Genomic DNA, 18,394 nt, shown 5'->3' with positions numbered 1-18,394 from the left:
AGAATCTGTGTATACTCGGTGTCGTGGTTGACGTGGAACTGTGGGCCGATCGTCGGCGAATCGGCACGCTTGTGTATTGCGGTGTCCAACTCGAGGTCGAATGCGAATCCTCCGGGTGGCCCAGCACCTGTATCCGGACACGAAGGGCGGGGGGCAGTACCACGTCCACGCGATGAGCCGCGACCAGGCGGCGATGGGCCACGACGTGACGGTACTGACGACGCGAGTCGACGAGTCGCTGCCGCGGGTCGAGGAGACGCACGGGTACACCGTGCTCCGGGTCGATCCCGGGATCTCCGTGATCGGCAACGACGTCTCGCCGGCGGTGGCGCGATACCTCTGGCACGCCGATTCGGACGACTTCGACGTGATCCACGCGCACTCACACCTGTACTTCGCGACGAACATGGCGGCGCTGAAAGCGCGGCTCGGGGACGTCCCGCTGGCGATCACGAACCACGGGCTCTACTCGCAGTCGGCACCCGAACGCGTCTTTCGGTGGTACCTGAAGACGCTCGGGCGGTGGACGTTCGACCAGGCGGACGTGGTGTTCTGTTACACGGAGGTAGACACAGAGCAGGTATCCTCTCCTCTGGAACGTGTACCAAACTCCAGTCAGATTTCGTCTCAGCCCGTTTAGATCCGAATTCACTTAACTAGTCCTCTTGAACTATAGGGCGGATGCGAACCTCTCGCGTAGCACAGAGTCGGCTGAACCGATCTCTGGATTCAATTTTCGAAGGTCGTAGATGACGCTCCGAATCGCGATCGTCACACAGGATGACCCGTTTTATATGCCCACCTTCTTTCAAGAATTTCTTCCAAGACTAGATGATGTAGTCGTCGAACGTATAACGATCCTTGACCTTCTTGATGAAACGTTACCTGTATTCGCCAAACGTATGCTCGATTTCTATGGACCAATACACTTCCTTCGTCGATCAGTCGCGTATACAAGTAGAAAGATATCCGATAGGATCGGTATCGGTACATATTCTGTCGATTCAGTGGCTCAGAAGCACGAAATAACCGTCGAGAAACGTGATGGTATCAATGAGGATACCTATATCCAATGGGTAGATGCTACTGATATCGACGTCCTATTGTCGGTCTCGGCATCACAGATATTCGATGAAAAATTACTCGACGTACCGAACCAGTACTGTCTAAATGTCCACACGGCGGAGTTGCCGAAATACCGGGGAATGCTCCCGACGTTTTGGGCCCTGTATCACGGTGAAGATCAGATCGGGACCACGGTACACACGATGGTTCCAGAAATCGATAGGGGTCAGATCATGAAACAGCGAACCTTTCCGATAGACACGAACACGACTCTTGACGACGCAATACTGAGAGGGAAACGGGAGGGCGGTCGACTTGTTGCGGAGGCGATCAACGAGATCGCGGCGGGAACGGAAGCGACTACGGAGATGACTGGCGAGGGCTCGTACTTCTCTTTTCCGACGAAGAGCGATCGAAGGGAGTTCCAGAGGCGGGGAAACCAGCTCGTATGAGCGACATGTATCTCTCTATCGACGTCGAAGACTGGTTTCACTCGCACAACCTCTGGAATGGCCTTGATCGAGATCAGTGGGACGAGTACGAACTTCGCGTCCAACACGGTACAAACCGGATTCTTGACCTGCTTGACGAACACGACACGAAAGCGACCTTCTTCGTGTTAGGTCACGTCGCCGACCGAGCTCCTGAACTCGTCGCAGAGATCGCGGACCGGGGGCACGAGATCGCTAGCCACGGATACAATCATAGGCTCCTCTACGAACAGGAGCCGGAAGACGTTCGTGCGGACATCGCTCGATCGGTAGACCTGCTTGAGACGATCACGGGCCAGCGGGTTCGCGGCTATCGCGCACCAAGCTTCTCGATCACCGACTGGGCGATCGACGTGCTTGACGATCTCGGATTCGAATACGATTCGAGTCTCTTTGCCGCACCGGTTCATGATCGGTACGGCGGATTGAGTGTTGACTCCGCGGAGACGTTCACGGAGATCCGTGACGGGTTCACCGAGGTACAACTTCCACTCATTGATGCCAAAGTCACGCGGATCCCGTGGGCGGGTGGGGGATATTTCAGAGTTATTCCCTACTCAGTTTATCGACGTGGATTGGAGCGGATCGCAACGCAGCGTGACTGCGTGTTCTATCTCCATCCGTGGGAACTCGACCCAGATCAGCCGCGGGTCGATGACGTTAAGTGGCAGTATCGTGCCCGACATTACACGAATATCGAACGAACGGAGCGTAAATTCGAGCGTCTCCTCTCCGCGTTTGATTGGGAGCCGATCGGTGAGAGTGTATGACCTGGAAGCGACGTATCGACAGGTTCTGGACGGATGCTCCCGAGGTGACCCGATAGATGCGGATCCTTCGTGTGAGCCACTGGTTGTACCCGGACGAGATCGGTGGCGGTGAATACCACGTCCACGCAATGAGTCGTGATCAGGCGGCGATGGGTCACGATGTGACCGTTCTAAAGGTGACGGATGACGTCGATCGAGTCCGACGGGAAACTCGCCATGGATACGAGATCGTCTACTGTCCCACGACGGTGAACCTTTTAAAAAACGAGATCTCGGTCACGGCGGCCCGCCGGATCCTCGGAGCGAAAGAGTTCGACGTGATCCACGCCCACTCCCACTTCTACTTTAGCACGAACCTCGCGGCGCTGAAGCGATGGTTGGGTGATATACCGCTCGCGATCACGAACCACTCCCTGTATTCGCAGTCAGCTCCGGATCGGTTGTTCTCGTACTATCTGAAAACGATCGGACGATGGACGCTCAACAGCGCGGATGTCGTCTTTTGTTACACGGATGCGGAGCGGGAGGCGACTAGAGAGATCGGCGTTACGACCGACATTGAAGTGATCACCAATGGAGTGGACGCAGAGAAGTTCCATCCTGACGGACTCACAAGCGAACTGATCGACGATGACGTACCGAGCGTGTTGTTCGTTGGACGGCTCGTCGAGGGTAAGGGACCACACCACGCGATCGATGCGATCGAACGCCTGCAGGCGGATCATCCCAACGTCCGGTTGTACATGGTTGGATCCGGACCGCTTCGTGAGGAGCTCGAAGCGGACGTGGCGGCCCGGGGGCTGGAATCGACCGTGGAGTTCCTGGGCCTAGTTGACTACGACGATATGCCGAAGATATTCCGGACGGCGGACGTGTTGCTACTGCCGAGCAGGGCAGAGGGATTCCCGCGCGTCGTCATGGAGGCGATGGCATCCGGAACTCCAGTAGTGTGTACGGATCTGGATCAAATCGTCAATGTCGTTTCGGGAGCCGGAGCAACCGTAGAGTGGGGTGATACGGAAGGTATGTGTACCGCGGTTAAATGTCTCCTCAATAATGACAAGACACGCGAGGAGTATGGACGGAATGGGCGAAAAACCGTTGAAGCTGAATTTTCGTGGTCTGAGACAGTAGAAGAGACTTCAAGAGAACTCCTTGAACTCTGTTAGAAACAAAATAGAACTTTAAAACATAATTATGATAGGTTATTTATTGAGTTCTGTGGAATTTACTAACGTGTAATATAACCGCTTGTCTGGAGTCGATCGCCTACTGAAGGTAGCCGAGATCTTCCAGCCGGTCTTTGGTTTCGTCGCTCATGTCGACGTCACCCGTTACGTCGGCGTGGTCGAACGAGTCGAGCCACGTGTCGAGTTCAGATTCGAGTTCGGAGACTTTCTCAGGACGATCCGCAGTGAGGTTCCTCAGTTCGTCGGGATCCTCGGCAACGTGGTAGAGTTCGGTCGACCCATCCGAGCCCCGGATCAACTTCCAGTCCTCGCTCTGGATCGCTCGGAGCGATCGGTCGTACTCGTACACTTCCTCGGGTAGATCGCCGACGCGCTTTTCGAGTGCCTCCATCGAGGGTTGTGGAGCCAGATATTCGGCGAAGGCGTACTCCCGTGGTTCGGTTTCGGAATCCGGATGGAACGACCGGCCCTGTGACTGTTCTTCGAATTCGTCGTTCTCGATTCCGGCCGCATCGAGCAGGGTCGGCGCGAGGTCGGTCAACTGGACGAGGTCGTCGACCGTCTCCCCGCCCGTGAACGCGTCCCCGTGGATCACGAGCGGCACGTGGATCAGCGTGTCGTGGAGGCTGTACTGGTGGTCCATGAGGTCGTGATCGCCGATGTTCTCGCCGTGGTCGCCCGTGACGACGAAGACGGTGTCTTCCCACTCGTTCGCCTCCTCCAGTAGTCGGCGGAGCTCGCCGATGCGCTCGTCGAGGTAGGCGATCTCCGCGTGGTAGAGCCCTTCGAGGATCTCGAAGTCCTGTTCGGTCATCTCGACGTCGTTCGCGATGTACGTCCAGGCGTCCTGATTGACTTCCATCGCCTCCGCGTAGCTCACACCCTCGGGGAGGTACTCCTCCGTGTACTCCTCGGGTGGGCGATATTCGAGATGTGGTTCGAGGTAGTTGATGAACAGGAAGAACGGGTTCGAGTCGTCGCGGTCGTCGAGCCAATCGGCCACCCATCGATTCGTCCCCTTCGCGCCGTCGTCGTCGGCCCGCTTCCTGACGAACTGTCCGTATACCGCGTTCGCGGCGTTGACGATCGGGTTCCCGTCGAACAGCTGTCTCGCGACGCCGCGTATCTTGTCGAATCCCTCCTCCTCTCGGGCGATCTTCCCGAGGTCGACGTCAGACTGGATGTACTGCCAGTTCTTCCGGAAAGTGTCGAACCCACGGGCGAACCCGAACTCGTCACTGATCCAGGTGTTGTTCGAGACGGCGACCGTCTCGTAGGAGGCGTTCGCGAACGATTCGACGACGGTGGGAACGCTCTCCGGGAAGCGTTTCGCGGCCGCACTCGCGCCGTGTCTCGACGAGTACCGCCCGGAGAAGAGCCCTCCGTGTGAGGGGAGCGTCCACGGGGCACTCGCGAACGCGGAGGTGTATGTCGTGCCTTCCTCTCGGAGGGTCTCGAAGGTCGATAGCTTTGCCCGGGTATCCAGTATCGAATCGTACCGGGCGGTATCCATTACGATGAGGGCGATGTTGGTCATAGATTGGGAGATCGTTTCTGCCTTGTTTTCATCGAATTTCCATACATTATATTATTTTTCGGGTAATTGTATTTTTTCTTCTATCTATTATCATTTCTCTTCTACGAGCATCTAGATCGCGGTTCTCTTAGATTTTCTGCCGATTTTATCTAGTTTGAATCTCTTAAACTACATTTCTCTATTGATTTATTCTGAGACTGGCTGACCGTAGAGATAGAGGAAAGGGTGTGGAGTCTTAGATCTGTACATTGAAACGTGATCCTTCCAACTCCATTCCACGTTCGATTAAGGCTGTGAGTGACGAATTGTCAAGGATTGTGATCCTAGAAACCGAGCCGGAGTGACCGAATTCAAGCATTTACGAACGCTCCAAATATTACATTTAATGTTAATTTAATATGTATACTTTCAATTTTTGATCTAAATACAGTATCGACACCACTATAATTATTCATCTAATTCGTATTATCGATAATGGATCTACGGAGAATATTTTGTCTCAAGTAGTGAATTGACTGGACATTCGAAATATTCCTCAATTTATGGATATATTTGTTTGATTCATTCATGATCCTTCTGCGACTTCTTGATAGAGATCGAGATACTCCTCAGCTGTTCGCTTTATTGAAAAGACCGTTCGTGCGCGTTCTCTTGTCTCTATAGAGTATCTCTGATATCGATCTTCATCATCAAGTAGTCTCGTGATTTCGGCTGAGAATCCTTCAGTATCCTCAGGATCGACGAACACAGCCGTATCGCCAGCGACCTCATGTAGCACTGGGATATTACTGACGACAGGTGGACAACCACTTGCCATAGCCTCCAGCAATGCGACACAGAATCCCTCAGAGTACGATGAAAGAGCGAACACATCTGAATAATAAAGTATATTATATACTTCTTCTCGGGACACTCCGCCCGTTAGCGTAATACTATCCTGAATTCCGTTGGATTCGGCTATCTTTTCAAGTGCTGACTGTCTGGGTCCACTACCAACAATGACAAGCTCTGCGTCAGGTACCTTGTCAAGAACAGCTGAGAAGCTATTGATGAGAGTCTCTTGGTTTTTCACAGGGATCAATCGCCCAACTGTCGTGACCCGTGGGGAATCAGTCCTCCATGTTTTATCTTTAGTGGAGGTATCGATCCAATCTACATCAACTCCATTGTATATCACACATCTTTGATTTGAAGGAACAAGTACCCGTTCGTGTGGATACAACGAATCAAGTGTCGCTTGCGAGTTAGCGACAACTCGGTTTGCACGCCCAAGAGTTACAGAATTAACAAGATTCTGTGCGACTGAATAGTGATCCTTGTGATTGGCGTGTTCTGTATCGATGATCGGCAGATCGGAAGGAGCAACCATACAGCCGAGCGATCCCACAAAGTTATGATGGGTGTGAAGCAGGTCGAAGGACTCATTTCGGAGAAGATCATGTAACTCTGAGATAGCTCTCAGGTCAAGTCGGTTAGAGGCATTAAGAGTTTTGACAGTCACAACATCGGTGTCGATCTCGATCTCCAAGTCATCGATCAAAGAGTCGTTATAACTGATAACAGTCATTTCGATATTAGGGAATTGACCGATATGCTCGGATATCTCGTACGCGATAGTCGTATGACGGAGAACTCCGAGTAGAGCGGCCACACGTATCATTAGTCAATTGAGGTATGGCCGGCCTAATCAGTTCACCGGTAGCGGTCTATGCGTGACAACACACTCAAGTATAAAGAATTGTTGCTCTTCAGTAGGTAGTGATCAGATAAAACTTGTAGTAATATCGTTGTGGAGGTCCGTGAATTGCTCCGTTTGATAGGTGAGCGAGCTGAATATTCCGAACGCTGATTCGGCCACGATCAGTTTCACTTCTCCTCACCAGATCGTTGCTCTCGGCTGGGTTCTGTCGTGAGAGGCGTTCTCCTGGCGAATATTACTCTCAGGCTTATCTGAACACCGCCGTTCGACCGTATTGACCAGAACGACGGCTGGTTCGTCTCACATGTTAAGCATGACGCGAACTTCGAGATCGTCGAAGAGCTTTGCACGTGGCGAGGAAGCAGTATTTCACTCGAAGGTGAGTCGCTGTAGGACGTCCTTGACGACCTGTAGCGACAGGAAATCGATGTCTAAATCACCCTCTCATTCGACCGTAAGCGAGAGTCGAGCGTCAGCACGACCCGAGCGTTCCGACTCGTCGGTGTGCTTAACCGGGACAGCGACGAGTACCATCTTCGCTATGCCGTCACACCAGCGAATCTGTGTCAGCAGATCTGCGGCGCGACGCTCCGACACGAACATCTTGATAGGGAACACTGTTCATCGGGTGACGCCACTGCGTCACCCTTGCCTGCTTTCCAGCTCCTGCTGAGAATTGACCAACAATCCTCTACCCAAGAATGTCTTACAGAGATACCTCTGATACTCCCGTAGCTGCTGTGTTCGATCACTGCCTTAGACCGGTAGTGCGGGCAGCAGAGGTCATCGTGCCAGCGAACCTGCTGGAGCAGGTTCGCGACACTCACCTCTGAGCTAAGCAATTTAAATGAGAATATTGGAATTCGGATGATACTGCCGCGTCACCCTTGCCTGCTACGCTTTCATAGCGACAGCTCTACTCGACCAACAATCTCCGAAGAGTGGTCAACTCATCAGAATACTATCGAATACTAGAATGTGAACCTATCGTGATTGTGGCGACACTAATACTAAGAAGGACCCAATACGCACGAAACCATAGTATGGCCGTGGAAAATACTTGGCCTACAAGGAGCCCTAGTACCCCTGCCAGGGGTGCCAAGTATAGAAGCTTATTGGTTGAGCTAAGCTTCTCCGATGATACAATCCGCATCCAATCCCGTGATAGAACGATTGGAATAAGAATATACAATAGGAGAGCAGGTATTCCTAACTCGGAGCTAATAGTTAAGTAAGTGGAATGTGCACTCCCAGCGATATCGTATATGACAGAATAATTATTCCAACCGATCCCGGTCATTGGTTTTGAAGATACTACATCTAGTGCTTCATTATATATCTCCAATCTAGCAGAAGTTTCTGTATTGTTTGGCTGAACTATTGATGCTACTCTCTCAAGTACCCGCTGAAGTTGTCCAAAGAATATCGCTACTATTATACTGAAAACTAGACTAGGTATATTTAGTTTAATTATATCTTTCCGGATGTTCTTATAAAATAGGAAAGATGGGAGTAAAACACCTGTAAGAGCTATCCAAGGTCCACGTGATATTGAAATGAATAATATAAAGATAGAAAATTGGTATGTACAAATAGAACTAATTTTGCCGAAAATCCGATTTCTTACGTCGTAGTATCTGTATAGATAAATTGATATAATAGCAGTAACGACAAGCAGATAAGGAAGTTGTGTCCTATGGCTATATGAATATGACGGGGCTATTGCCCTCATTCCAACATTTATGATCTCATTAATAAATATAGTAATAGTTGCAGTAACCGCACCTATCATCCATAAAATAATTAATTGGATAATTTTTTTTTCGTATCGAAAATATTTGATTATACGATTGTATATAATAATAGATATCATGCATAAATTCAGCAATAGGACTCCAGAAGGAAATGCTTCAAGTTCATACGGGGCGTAAATTGTAGAGGCTATAGAAATCACAGACAGAAGACCTGGGATAATATAAATAGAATGAATTAGAATTCTATCATTTTTGTATGATCTTTGTATTACCCAGAGTATGATTAGAACTCCTCCAATAAAGTCAGTAGGAACGATGTTTGTCCCTAAGCGAAGAAAGTATAGCGGAGATGTAACGACATAGAGTACAAGAAGTCCGTTAATTATCTTTTCAAATACATCGGGACTGTTATATTCTCTCATCACGAATATAAACCTCTTAATCTAGCGTTATAATCAACCTTGCGTCTCAGTTGAATATACTCGACTACCAAGTATTAGTACCTCACAAAGCTAGTGATATCAATATGCTTTAGTAGTTATAAAGATTCCCATCTATGTAATGACGACGACTGAGGTAAATCCTAATATCGTTTTCATCGTTTCAGATGCTGCCAGGGCCAGAAACTTCTCTTTATACGGCTACGATCGAGATACGACCCCATTTTTAGAAGAATTCGCCGAGCAGTCTCACGTATACGAGAACACGATATCCACTTCACCTTGGACAGTTCCCTCACATGCATCAATGTTCACTGGACTCTATACGAGCAAACATGGGGCAACCCGAAGTAATCCCTCTATCTCAAATCATATCCCTACACTTCCGAAGATCTTTAACAAGAAGGGTTATTCCACGCACTGTCTGACTGCGAATCAGCTACTTACACTGGAAAATGGACTGAATGCGGGGTTTGACTATACTGAAATACCAACTCGGTTGTTTCCGAACGATACAGACTACTCTCAAATCAAGTCGTCATTTTCGTCAAACGGATTTTCAAGAACGTTCGTAGAGGACTTAGCGGGATTCTTGTGGGAGGAAAAGGATATCAAGGATGCGTCTAACTTGGCATATAAATTCGCAACAAAACTGCTCGGAACGTCTATCGTTGGTCATCGCCGAAGAGAGCCGAAAGGTACGAATTCGATCGTCAACAGTTTTGATTCTATCGTATTTGGTAGCGATGAACCCTTCTTTACATATATTAACCTGATGGAAACACACTTGAAATATATCCCGGATCAGGGATTTTTGAGACAAGTCGCACCTCCTAACCACAGCACCTCGGGGTACTCGGATGTGAATCAGGATCCGCGACTATATAATTATGCAAATGCCGTCGATATGGATGATGAAGACTTCGCGCTACTTCAATCGTTTTACGATGGTGCTGTGCGCCAAACTGATCAAGCTATTTCAGAAATTGTCAAATCACTTAATGAGAGCGGAGTCCTCAAAGATACGTTGGTAGTGATTGTTGGAGACCACGGCGAGAATATCGGTGATTTCGGTCGCATGGGGCATTCACTTTCACTGAATGATGCAGTCCTTCGAGTACCTCTTATAGTCTCCTATCCTGGCGATACAGGCGGAGAACGTATCTCAGAATTGGTGCAGACCGTGGATCTGTTCACCACCATTGACCAGGTATGTAATCTCGGAGTTTCCGAATCTGATGAGGTTGGTTTAGATTCGCAACCTCTGCCCCGAACGAGAGACGAGCAAGGACGTGACTACGCTGTCGCTGAATATCTTGGTTCTCCATTCGACGGTATTCAGCGAGTTATGGAAAAATACCCAGAACAAGATTACTCAGAGCTCGATTTCGAGATAAAGACGATATATGATTCTTCTGCCCGGAAATTGACGATACATTCAGATGGGAGAGAGAGAATGTCGGAAGTGGATATCAACGGTGAGATACCATTACACGGGGATGAATTGCAAGATCAAGAAGACTTAGAATCGAAGCTATTTGAGATTGTAGAACCGTTTGGAACTGTTGGTATCAACTCAGAATATGAAGATTCGGTGAGAGATACGCTTCGCGACCTAGGCTATATTTAAATAATGCTTGATCGTGGACTCAGTTCGGACGTCTTGAGGTACACGCCCGCCAAAATTGTTCCCGCTCTGATTAATTTTCTGTCAGTTGTTGTCTTGACGAGACTGCTCGTAAATGATCAATATGGCGAGTATACTGTAGTACTAACTGGCGTTTCATTCAGCTTAGTCCTCGTCTTATCATGGTTGCGCCAACCACTGTTACGATACTTCGAGAAATACCACCAGACTGGAGAGAGTTCATTGTTGGTATCTTCTCTTCTGAACACTTACTTCCTCATTTTAGGTATAGGACTGCTTGTGGTGTCAGCAACATTTTTTATTATACAATCTATTGAAATTAAGTGGGTGCTATTCAGTATAACTGGTCTCATCCTTGTCCTAACACGGGGTACATTTTCGCTGGTCAGCACGCTTCGCAGAGCGGAAAATCGAGCTGGACGATATACGGTGCTTGTGTGTGCGAACTCCATCGCTCAATTGTGTATTGCAGCTGCTGTGATAATCTATACCCCGTTAGGTGTGCTAGGGGGACTATTAGGATTAGTAATCGGTTCTGGCTTGATTAGCATTGTTGAATTGCTGATTCTCTACAACAAGGGCCTATACAAGTCGTTCGTCTTCGACATTAGCACGGTGAAACAGTCTGCTAGTTTCGGATTGCCATTCATTGGTGCTCAGATCGGCGGGAGAGTTCTCGAGCTCGCGGACAACTATTTATTGTTTGTTATTTCAGGGGCTGCAGCAGTGGGAACCTACGCTGCTGGATACAAGATTTTCTATAGAGTTGTTTTTATGACGTTTTCACTCATCTCATTGGCCACTTATCCGAGAGTGGTGAGCGTATTCGAAACGAAGGGTCGGAAAGAGGCGGCGAAGAGCTTCGAGACGGTGATTCGATTATTTATTCTCTTATGTGTCCCAGCAGCAGTTGGTTTGATAGCGATAGGCCCTGACCTCGTTCAAATATATGTTGAGCAGGAGTACTATGACACTATAGTGATTATTCCCTGGATCGTCCTCGGGTCTCTTTTTTATGGGCTTGGTCAGATTCTCACGTACCCCATTCAATTAGAAGAAAAAACAAGACTTCTGATGACCGCTCTTCTATTTTCTGCACTAGTGAATATTATTCTGAATTTCATGCTAATACCAGAATTGGAGATACAAGGAGCTGCAATCGCGACATTTATATCATATATAGTATATACCGGTGTGATTGCGAACTATAGTAGAAATATAATGAAATTTGAATATCAACTCAAATTATGTACGAAAGTCGTGGGAGCATCAGGAGCTATATGGATTCTTGTTAGTTCTCTGACTCAGTTCTTTGGAGGACTTCTCTTTCTAGCTTCTGCGATTCCTATGGCTATTTTGACTTATACGCTCGTATTGTACCTTCTCAGAACCGATGAAGTCAACCAAGCGGTGTCAAAAGCATCCAAGACAATAAGAGGGACTCGATCCTGATTTATTACGACTCGCCAAAACGGAACCATTATATTCGCATTAATCCTACTGATTACTGTGAGACTGAGATCGATTTACAGTACTCTCCCTGACTCTATTAAGCCGGTTGCTAAGAAGGCGTATTTTACTCAACGCTGGATTCGTTTCTATCTCCGTCTCCCTATGTTGCGATTTTTGGATCGTTTTAAATTGAATAATCTTAACTCAATATACTCCGAGGAGTACTTCGTTCAACGTAGGAAACCACCGCACGACACAGTTGCCGAAGAGTTTACCACAGAGATGATTCGAAGGTACGACCCTGAGAGTGTAGCTGACATCGGTTGTGCAATCGGACATTATCTCAAGAAGTTCGAAGATAATCAACCAAGTATCAATGTCTTCGGGATTGAGGGTGCATCAAAGGCAGTCGAGAACGCGCTAGTTGATTCTGTGCGTCAGGGCGATCTTCGAGAGGAAATTTCGATTGATGGGAGTTACGATGTGGTGACCTGTATCGAAGTCGCAGAGCACATTCATCCAATCTACGCTGATAATCTAGTTAGTACAATTATTTCTGGGAGCAAGTATGGCGGTAGAATCATATTCACTGCTGCCCCACCTGGCCAGTACGGGACACACCACATCAATTTGCAGGAGAGAAAGTACTGGGTGGAGAAGTTTGAACAGAGAGACGCAAACTACCTACCGGAGGAATCTGAGTCGCTCATTGCCAGGTTAGATACCCGAATTCCAGAGAAAACGTGGCCGGTAGATAATATCATGGTGTTTGAAGCCGGAGCCAACGGTGGCTCTAGCGCGCCCTGAAGACGGTTTGAGACCAATTTTGCGCTGCTTCTCTCCATTCGCTTGGTAGCGATGATAAGAGTAAAAGATACCATGGACGGGGTTTCGTCGGAGCGAACCAGATAGCTTTCAACGCTCGATGGCGCGAAGCTGTATGATTTCCCTGCTCCAACAAGTGATTCCCTTGTAGGTAGTGATACATTCCTGTCGCCACCCGAGAGTTGAAATTGCGACTCTCGACTTCTTGAGCCCTGTCGGAGAGCTCTTTGAGCAACCCTGTGTCGTCTTCTCCTCGCTGTCGTCGTTTGGCGCATTTCCTCGCAGTTTCGGCAAACAGCCGTTGCAGTTCTCGTTTCTCTAATTGATGCGCTTCAACGCGACGTTCGTAGAGAACTTCAGGCACCACGTCAAGCCAGCCTTCACCGAACTCGTCCGCCATGCGAAACCATAAATCATAGTCCTGAGCCAAGGTAAATTCCTCACGATATCCACCTACTCTCTTTATAGCTTCTTTCTGCATCATCACAGAGCCATGAGCGATGCCAGGTCCATTGTTCAGTAAATCATTCACTCCGAAGTCACGATTTTGTGACACCTGTACCGTCGCAACCCTCTCGTTATCTGGCCCGATTGTCGCATACCAACACCCAACTGCTTGGACGCCAGAATTTGCCTCAAAAACCGATCGCTGTTTCTGAAGTCGAAAGGGATCAGAGTACTCATCCGCATCAGCTCTGGCAATGTACTCCCCCTCTGACTCTTGAATTCCACGATTCAATGCCTTAGGAAGCCCTATATTCTCGTCTATAGCTACAAGTCGGACACGAGTGTCTTCAAAAGACTTAGCAATTTCTGCTGTCTTATCTGTTGAGCCATCGTCAACAATAATGATCTCGTAATCACTGAACGATTGACCAAGGAGGCTCTGAATCGTGTCGGCTAATGAGTCTTCTTCGTTGTAAGCACCGACAACGACGGAGATTAAGGGTCGTTCTGAATCCACCATCCATGTCCCATTGAGAGTCAGGATAATTCAACTCAACGGTAATACCTCAATATCTCAGCCTCGTTTCCGAATCTCATGTCCTCCTCGTTCACCGTCACTTCCTCATCACTAATCTCGTACGTCTGGGGATACAGAACACGAACCGAGTAGTTCCCCGATCCGTCAGCGGTGACCGTCCGGCTGTACGTTATTTCCATCTTCAACACGTCGACAGTCGTCGTCGCCATCACCGACGCGCTCGCCTCAGCCGTCTCAGCCACCGTTGCCCTGCGAGATTCAAGATCGGCGACGTGTTCGAGACGACCGTCATTCGTGCGCATACTCGATATCGAGTGCGAGGTCCGCCTCCGTGTAGTGTCGCTCTACCTCACGCTCGCCGAGTAGCTGATGGAATTTCGCCTTCGAGAGCCCGGCCAATTCTCGTGCCTTCCCGAACGACAGATATCCCTCCCGGTACAGCGACACCGCGAGCTCCTGCCGGACGATGGGCTCGCGATCCTCCGGCGGTGCCGCGATCGCATCCAGCACGTCCGGCGGGAGGTCGATACCGCTCATGTCGATTATTTCGACGCCGTGCTACTTAGTAACCCCGTTCGGGTACGTATCCGTTGATTTCGGGGGATTGAATCCTGTCTTCAGCCAATGTCCTGCGGTCAGTTTAGTGGTATTCGAGAGTATCTGACCAGTGTGTCCCGGCTCTTACGACGACCGCACCAACGGCTCGTACCCGATCGTCTCTTGGATGAGCGTCGACCGGCCGGCAGAGGGGGAGCCGACCGGGCAGCATATTTATTCACGGGTCCGACGTAGGGACTCGTATGTCCGGGCTCGCAGAGGATCTCGATGCCATCGCGGCCGCCGGCGACTACGATGACGCCGATGCCGTGGTCGAGGAGGCCGTCCGTGAGCTGTTGCGTCGGCGTCCGGAGCTTCGCGTGTCGCTTGCGGTCGAGAAGTACCGAACCGGCACCGTGAGCTGCAACCGGGCGGCCGAACTGGCCGGTCTCTCGGCGGAGGTATTTCGGGACGAACTCGCGGATCGAGGGATCGACCGCGACGCCGGCTTCCTGCGTGACGCGCAGCGGGAGAGCCAGCTGGAGACGTTTACTGAATAGAGCGACGGATGGCGCTCGTCGACAACAACGTCCTGAGTTCACTCGCCAAGATCGACCGGTTGGAACTGCTGCCGTCGGTGTTCGAGACCGTCGAGACGCCGCCGTCGGTTATCGGCGAACTCGATCGTGCCGAAGTCGACGGCTACGAGTTCGTCACCCGCATCGACGCGGTTAAATCGTACAACGACGGCTGGCTCGAGATCGCCACCCCGACCGACGCTGAACTCGCACTGGCGGACGATATCGGCGATCACGCACTCTCCTCGACCGATGCGCGATGCCTCGCGATCGCGTCCCAACGCGACGCTCGACTCGTGACTGATGACGCCCACGTCGGAACTCGTGGACAGCAACTCGGTGTCGAGGTCTGGGATCTCGTACTGTTGCTTCAGGCGGCGATCCACTGCGACGCGATCGCCACGACCGAAGAGCTGTCGACGCTCGTTACGGAATTACGAGAAGAGGACGGCTATCGGTTCTCCGAGGAGGACCGAAACGCTCTGTTCGGGACCATCGAGAAGGACGGATGACTCCGCGGAACTGTTGCCATCTCTCCCGTACGACGACGCTCTCGCCACACCGTAAGCGACGTTTCCCGATCCTACGTCACGACGACCTGACGAGCGGCTCGTACCATTCCCGATTCTGCTCGTACCACTCGATGAACTCGCCGACACCCTCGGTGATCGTCCGCGAGGGCTCGTATCCGATCGTCTCCCGTGCCTTCGCCACCGACGTGTGCGTGTGCCGTCCACCGTCCACGCCGACTCGTATTCGATCTCCAGTTCCGGCACGAGCTGGTCCCGAACGACCGCTTCACCACCACTGTTAGTATTAACCCTAACGCTTATCCGAGTGGGATGGGTCAGTACTCCCGTGGATGGACGATGACGTCACCGTGCTCGAAGACGAGATCGAAGCGTACGCCGATGGCACCGTTGCTCGGGTACGTGTGCTCTCGGTCCCGACGTCGGAGCGATTCGAGGACGGGATCAAGTACGCGTACCACTACGGCGAAGCCGGCGCGGACGATCCGATCATCAGGTTCGACAACCACCACGGCGTCCACGAACTTCACCTCGGGGGCGAGACCGTCGAGATCGACTACCCCGGTCTTGCGGAGGTCTTCCGCGCTTGGCGGGCAGCGCTCCCGGAGGAGAAGCGCGACGACTGGGAGTCCGCTCGAACACGGTGACCGACGTACAGCCCTCCGACTACTCCCGACCGAGCACCCACACCCCACTCATGACCCGAACACTCCACGTCCGGATCGAATCCGCCGATCGTAGCGACCTCGAAGAGCGTCTCGAAGCGATCGACGCCGGCGAGGACGTCGAACCGAGCGAGCCGACGCTCTCGATCGAGGACCTCGAAACGTTCGGCCGCGTCTTCCGCTCGACCAACCTCGAGCTCCTGGAGGCGATCGTCGAACACGAACCCGAGAGTATCCGCGAGCTCGCGCGCCTCGTCGACCGAAACCCGCCGGAGGTCCTCGACAACGTGAACGAGCTCGCCGACTACGGTCTCGTCGAACTCGAAGCGAACGGCCGGGCGAAGCGCCCGGTCGTGTGGTACGACGAGATCGACGCCGACATCCCGCTCACGGCGGGGTCGGGTCAGGAGCGGAAGGCGAACGCCTGAGCCACCCTGGAAAAGAGAACTCACGGATGCACCACTCCCCGAATCGCCCCCAGGACGGACGAAACGAGGTGTGTCCCTCTCCCCGTCTCCGGTGCTCGCGCTCGCCGACGACGATCCGATCGATGGTATATCCGTCCGTTGAGCAGTCACCCAAACTGGCCACGAGTCGATTCCAGAAAATCGACCGCCATCTCCACCGAACGGTTTCCTCGCCCGGCACGTAGCACACACCATGGTGGAACCGAACGACGGCGAATCGGCCATCGAGGGCGTGGACGTGGCGGCGATTCGCCGATATCTCGCGGCGACGGACGTTCGCTTCGCGATCCTGTTCGGCTCCCGAGTCCGGGGGAACACCCACGAGTCGTCCGACGTCGACGTCGCGCTCCGATTCCCCGACCGGCCGTCACCGAAGGAACGATTCCGGCGACGGAACCGGATCGACGCGGACCTCCAGGGCTACGCCGACGGCTTCGTCGACGTGAGCGATATCGACGACCTTCCGCTTCCGATCGCACGTGCCGCCCTCGAAGGTGGAATTCGACTGGTCGGTGACGACGGAGCGATCGACGCCTCCCGCGAGCGGATAGCCGCCGAGGACGAGGAGACCGCCGCCGATCGGGAACGGGACCGCCGGGAGTTCATCGATCGGCTCGCAAAGGGAGCGATCGGATGAGAGGGAAAGGTTTGACGCGATGTTCAGGCAGTCGTCGTCACCGTGAGTCGTTCGGGCAGGGGTTCCTGCAGGAACACCTCCGAAACGGTATTTCGACTCCTGATACGAGACGTTGTACTGACACGGATGACGCGTCACAACGTCTATTACGATGGAGAGAGAAAACAGGGTAAGATGGCCACGAACAACGACAAGATCCAGTTCCGGGGGGAGACTGAGAAGGAGGCGACACAAGTCGTCGATCAGATGCGTCTCGGTGGGATCAACGTCAGTGAGCTTGCTCGACAGGGGCTTCAAGAGAAACTCCGCGAAGTCCTCTCGGACGAGGAGAAGATCACGCTCCACCAGCGATACAAGCAGGGAGAGCTTTCTGAGGAAGTTGCGGAGATCCTTCTTGGGGATGCCTTGGAAGAAATTGAGCGGGAGCGGGAGGCCTTTGCGGAGGCTGCGGAGCTTGATACGAGTGGCGTGTTCCAGAACTGAAGATGGTGGATGATGCCGTGCGCCATCCAGTTATCGTTGATACGGACGCAGTAAACTACCCCATCCTACTCCCTCGGCGCTACGCACCTCGGTCCGTGGGGGAGGTGCTTTGATGTGGACTCCCAGCGATCAGTCGCCAGCAATAGGCTGGTAACTCTCGCCGTTCACCGTCCCACCATTCAAACGCACGTCTACTGGTGCGTCTCCACTCCCCGACGTGGGCGAGGAACGGAGTCTGTGTATCCGCTTTCGAGCGTACCGCGTCCCGATGTTCTTCGCCGCGTTGTAATCCGCGTTCACTTCGTATCCACACTTCTGGCATTCAAACTGTTCTCCATCCCGGTTGTCGTCGTGCGTGAATCCGCAATCCGTCCGAGAACAGCGTTGGGACGTGTGGTTCGGCTCGACCTGTTTCACCGAAACACCGCGTTCCGGGGCCTTGTAGGAGACGTACTCGAATAGGCGTCGGAACGCCCAGAGATGGTGCCACTTCGCGTGTGGAAGCCGCTCTCGAATATCGGTCAACTCCTCGAACACGATCACATTGCTCTATTGAAAATGAGGTACATGAGCGGGATCATAGTGTTTTGACGAGTTTCTTGAGGTTGTTGAGTGCGAACGAGAGGATGATCTCACGGAAC

18 protein-coding genes and 5 pseudogenes are annotated in these 18,394 nt (G+C 51.7%); 14 read left to right on the top strand and 9 right to left on the bottom strand.

Features of this window, described 5'->3' with window-relative positions; genetic code table 11:
- Nucleotides 1-100 precede the first annotated feature (100 nt).
- The 4 genes and pseudogenes from EAO78_RS13875 to EAO78_RS13860 form a co-directional block, all read left to right on the top strand.
- Nucleotides 101-610 (top strand): annotated as a pseudogene (locus EAO78_RS13875) (glycosyltransferase family 4 protein); the annotation flags it as partial.
- A gap of 139 nt (nucleotides 611-749) precedes the next feature.
- Nucleotides 750-1,517 carry a formyl transferase gene (locus EAO78_RS13870; RefSeq protein ID WP_122106435.1) on the top strand — a complete coding sequence of 256 codons (768 nt, stop codon included), beginning with the start codon at nucleotides 750-752 and terminating at the stop codon, nucleotides 1,515-1,517.
- Nucleotides 1,514-2,326, top strand: coding sequence for an XrtA system polysaccharide deacetylase (locus tag EAO78_RS13865; RefSeq protein WP_203227894.1), 813 nt, complete (start codon nucleotides 1,514-1,516; stop codon nucleotides 2,324-2,326). The genes EAO78_RS13870 and EAO78_RS13865 overlap by 4 nt, the downstream gene beginning before the upstream one ends.
- Nucleotides 2,327-2,382: 56 nt before the next feature.
- Complete coding sequence (locus EAO78_RS13860) at nucleotides 2,383-3,495, top strand: glycosyltransferase family 4 protein (RefSeq protein ID WP_122106434.1); 1,113 nt, start codon at nucleotides 2,383-2,385, stop codon at nucleotides 3,493-3,495.
- Nucleotides 3,496-3,595: 100 nt separating this feature from the next.
- Here the strand turns inward: EAO78_RS13860 and EAO78_RS13855 are convergent, their stop codons facing one another.
- Complete coding sequence (locus EAO78_RS13855) at nucleotides 3,596-5,053, bottom strand: sulfatase (protein ID WP_122106433.1); 1,458 nt, start codon at nucleotides 5,051-5,053, stop codon at nucleotides 3,596-3,598.
- Between the two features lie 565 nt (nucleotides 5,054-5,618).
- The gene (locus EAO78_RS13850; protein ID WP_122106432.1) at nucleotides 5,619-6,713 is read right to left on the bottom strand and encodes a glycosyltransferase family 4 protein; all 1,095 of its coding nucleotides are present in this window, start codon (nucleotides 6,711-6,713) and stop codon (nucleotides 5,619-5,621) included.
- Nucleotides 6,714-7,016: 303 nt separating this feature from the next.
- Here EAO78_RS13850 and EAO78_RS13845 point away from each other — a divergent pair.
- Nucleotides 7,017-7,289, top strand: a pseudogene (locus EAO78_RS13845) (IS4 family transposase); the annotation flags it as partial.
- Between the two features lie 168 nt (nucleotides 7,290-7,457).
- Here the strand turns inward: EAO78_RS13845 and EAO78_RS13840 are convergent.
- Together EAO78_RS13840 and EAO78_RS13835 are read right to left on the bottom strand one after the other, a co-directional pair.
- Nucleotides 7,458-7,609: pseudogene (locus EAO78_RS13840) on the bottom strand (IS1595 family transposase); the annotation flags it as partial.
- A 104-nt stretch (nucleotides 7,610-7,713) separates the two neighbouring features.
- On the bottom strand, nucleotides 7,714-8,928 hold the full coding sequence (locus EAO78_RS13835; protein WP_122106431.1) for an O-antigen ligase family protein: 1,215 nt from the start codon (nucleotides 8,926-8,928) through the stop codon (nucleotides 7,714-7,716).
- Nucleotides 8,929-9,067: 139 nt separating this feature from the next.
- Between EAO78_RS13835 and EAO78_RS13830 the strand changes: the two genes are divergently transcribed.
- The 3 genes from EAO78_RS13830 to EAO78_RS13820 are packed head-to-tail and all read left to right on the top strand — an operon-like array spanning nucleotide 9,068 to nucleotide 12,853.
- Nucleotides 9,068-10,576: a sulfatase gene (locus EAO78_RS13830; protein ID WP_122106430.1), complete on the top strand. Its 1,509-nt coding sequence runs from the start codon at nucleotides 9,068-9,070 to the stop codon at nucleotides 10,574-10,576.
- A 3-nt stretch (nucleotides 10,577-10,579) separates the two neighbouring features.
- On the top strand, nucleotides 10,580-12,046 hold the full coding sequence (locus EAO78_RS13825) for a lipopolysaccharide biosynthesis protein (protein ID WP_122106429.1): 1,467 nt from the start codon (nucleotides 10,580-10,582) through the stop codon (nucleotides 12,044-12,046).
- 57 nt (nucleotides 12,047-12,103) lie between these two features.
- Complete coding sequence (locus tag EAO78_RS13820; protein ID WP_136516513.1) at nucleotides 12,104-12,853, top strand: class I SAM-dependent methyltransferase; 750 nt, start codon at nucleotides 12,104-12,106, stop codon at nucleotides 12,851-12,853.
- Here EAO78_RS13820 and EAO78_RS13815 read toward each other — a convergent pair.
- From EAO78_RS13815 to EAO78_RS13805, 3 genes are read right to left on the bottom strand one after another with little or no spacing between them, the layout of a single operon-like run.
- Nucleotides 12,840-13,835, bottom strand: coding sequence for a glycosyltransferase family 2 protein (locus tag EAO78_RS13815; protein ID WP_203227893.1), 996 nt, complete (start codon nucleotides 13,833-13,835; stop codon nucleotides 12,840-12,842). The genes EAO78_RS13820 and EAO78_RS13815 overlap by 14 nt on opposite strands.
- Nucleotides 13,836-13,870: 35 nt before the next feature.
- Nucleotides 13,871-14,158, bottom strand: coding sequence for a hypothetical protein (locus EAO78_RS13810; RefSeq protein WP_122106426.1), 288 nt, complete (start codon nucleotides 14,156-14,158; stop codon nucleotides 13,871-13,873).
- Nucleotides 14,145-14,393 (bottom strand): UPF0175 family protein, encoded by a 249-nt coding sequence (locus EAO78_RS13805; protein ID WP_122106425.1) that lies wholly within the window; start codon nucleotides 14,391-14,393, stop codon nucleotides 14,145-14,147. Before EAO78_RS13805 ends, EAO78_RS13810 begins: the two co-directional genes overlap by 14 nt.
- A 263-nt stretch (nucleotides 14,394-14,656) precedes the next feature.
- Here EAO78_RS13805 and EAO78_RS13800 point away from each other — a divergent pair, with 263 nt between their 5' ends.
- Together EAO78_RS13800 and EAO78_RS18220 are read left to right on the top strand one after the other, a co-directional pair.
- Nucleotides 14,657-14,953 (top strand): UPF0175 family protein, encoded by a 297-nt coding sequence (locus EAO78_RS13800; RefSeq protein WP_122106424.1) that lies wholly within the window; start codon nucleotides 14,657-14,659, stop codon nucleotides 14,951-14,953.
- Nucleotides 14,954-14,961: 8 nt separating this feature from the next.
- Complete coding sequence (locus tag EAO78_RS18220) at nucleotides 14,962-15,483, top strand: hypothetical protein (RefSeq protein WP_203227892.1); 522 nt, start codon at nucleotides 14,962-14,964, stop codon at nucleotides 15,481-15,483.
- Between the two features lie 76 nt (nucleotides 15,484-15,559).
- On the opposite strand, the pseudogene EAO78_RS13790 reads toward EAO78_RS18220, so the two are convergent.
- A pseudogene (locus tag EAO78_RS13790) lies at nucleotides 15,560-15,762 on the bottom strand (UDP-glucose 4-epimerase); the annotation flags it as partial.
- Between the two features lie 71 nt (nucleotides 15,763-15,833).
- On the opposite strand from EAO78_RS13790, the gene EAO78_RS13785 reads away from it, so the two are divergent.
- The 4 genes from EAO78_RS13785 to EAO78_RS13770 all read left to right on the top strand — a co-directional run bounded on the left by EAO78_RS13785 (nucleotide 15,834) and on the right by EAO78_RS13770 (nucleotide 17,753).
- Nucleotides 15,834-16,148 (top strand): toxin-antitoxin system TumE family protein, encoded by a 315-nt coding sequence (locus tag EAO78_RS13785; protein ID WP_122106423.1) that lies wholly within the window; start codon nucleotides 15,834-15,836, stop codon nucleotides 16,146-16,148.
- A 50-nt stretch (nucleotides 16,149-16,198) separates the two neighbouring features.
- Entirely contained in the window at nucleotides 16,199-16,594 is a 396-nt protein-coding gene (locus EAO78_RS13780) for an HVO_A0114 family putative DNA-binding protein (protein WP_122106422.1), read from the top strand.
- 232 nt (nucleotides 16,595-16,826) lie between these two features.
- Nucleotides 16,827-17,270, top strand: coding sequence for a type VII toxin-antitoxin system MntA family adenylyltransferase antitoxin (gene mntA, locus EAO78_RS13775; RefSeq protein ID WP_122106421.1), 444 nt, complete (start codon nucleotides 16,827-16,829; stop codon nucleotides 17,268-17,270).
- A 174-nt stretch (nucleotides 17,271-17,444) separates the two neighbouring features.
- Nucleotides 17,445-17,753, top strand: a complete 309-nt coding sequence (locus tag EAO78_RS13770) for a hypothetical protein (protein WP_122106420.1) — start codon at nucleotides 17,445-17,447, stop codon at nucleotides 17,751-17,753.
- Between the two features lie 129 nt (nucleotides 17,754-17,882).
- On the opposite strand, the pseudogene EAO78_RS13765 reads toward EAO78_RS13770, so the two are convergent.
- Nucleotides 17,883-18,299 (bottom strand): annotated as a pseudogene (locus EAO78_RS13765) (zinc ribbon domain-containing protein); the annotation flags it as partial.
- Nucleotides 18,300-18,394 lie beyond the last annotated feature (95 nt).

Origin of the sequence: Halobellus captivus, from assembly GCF_003697845.1 — an archaeon.
Taxonomy (GTDB): domain Archaea; phylum Halobacteriota; class Halobacteria; order Halobacteriales; family Haloferacaceae; genus Halorubrum; species Halorubrum glutamatedens.
This window is presented reverse-complemented; position numbering and strand designations above follow the sequence as displayed.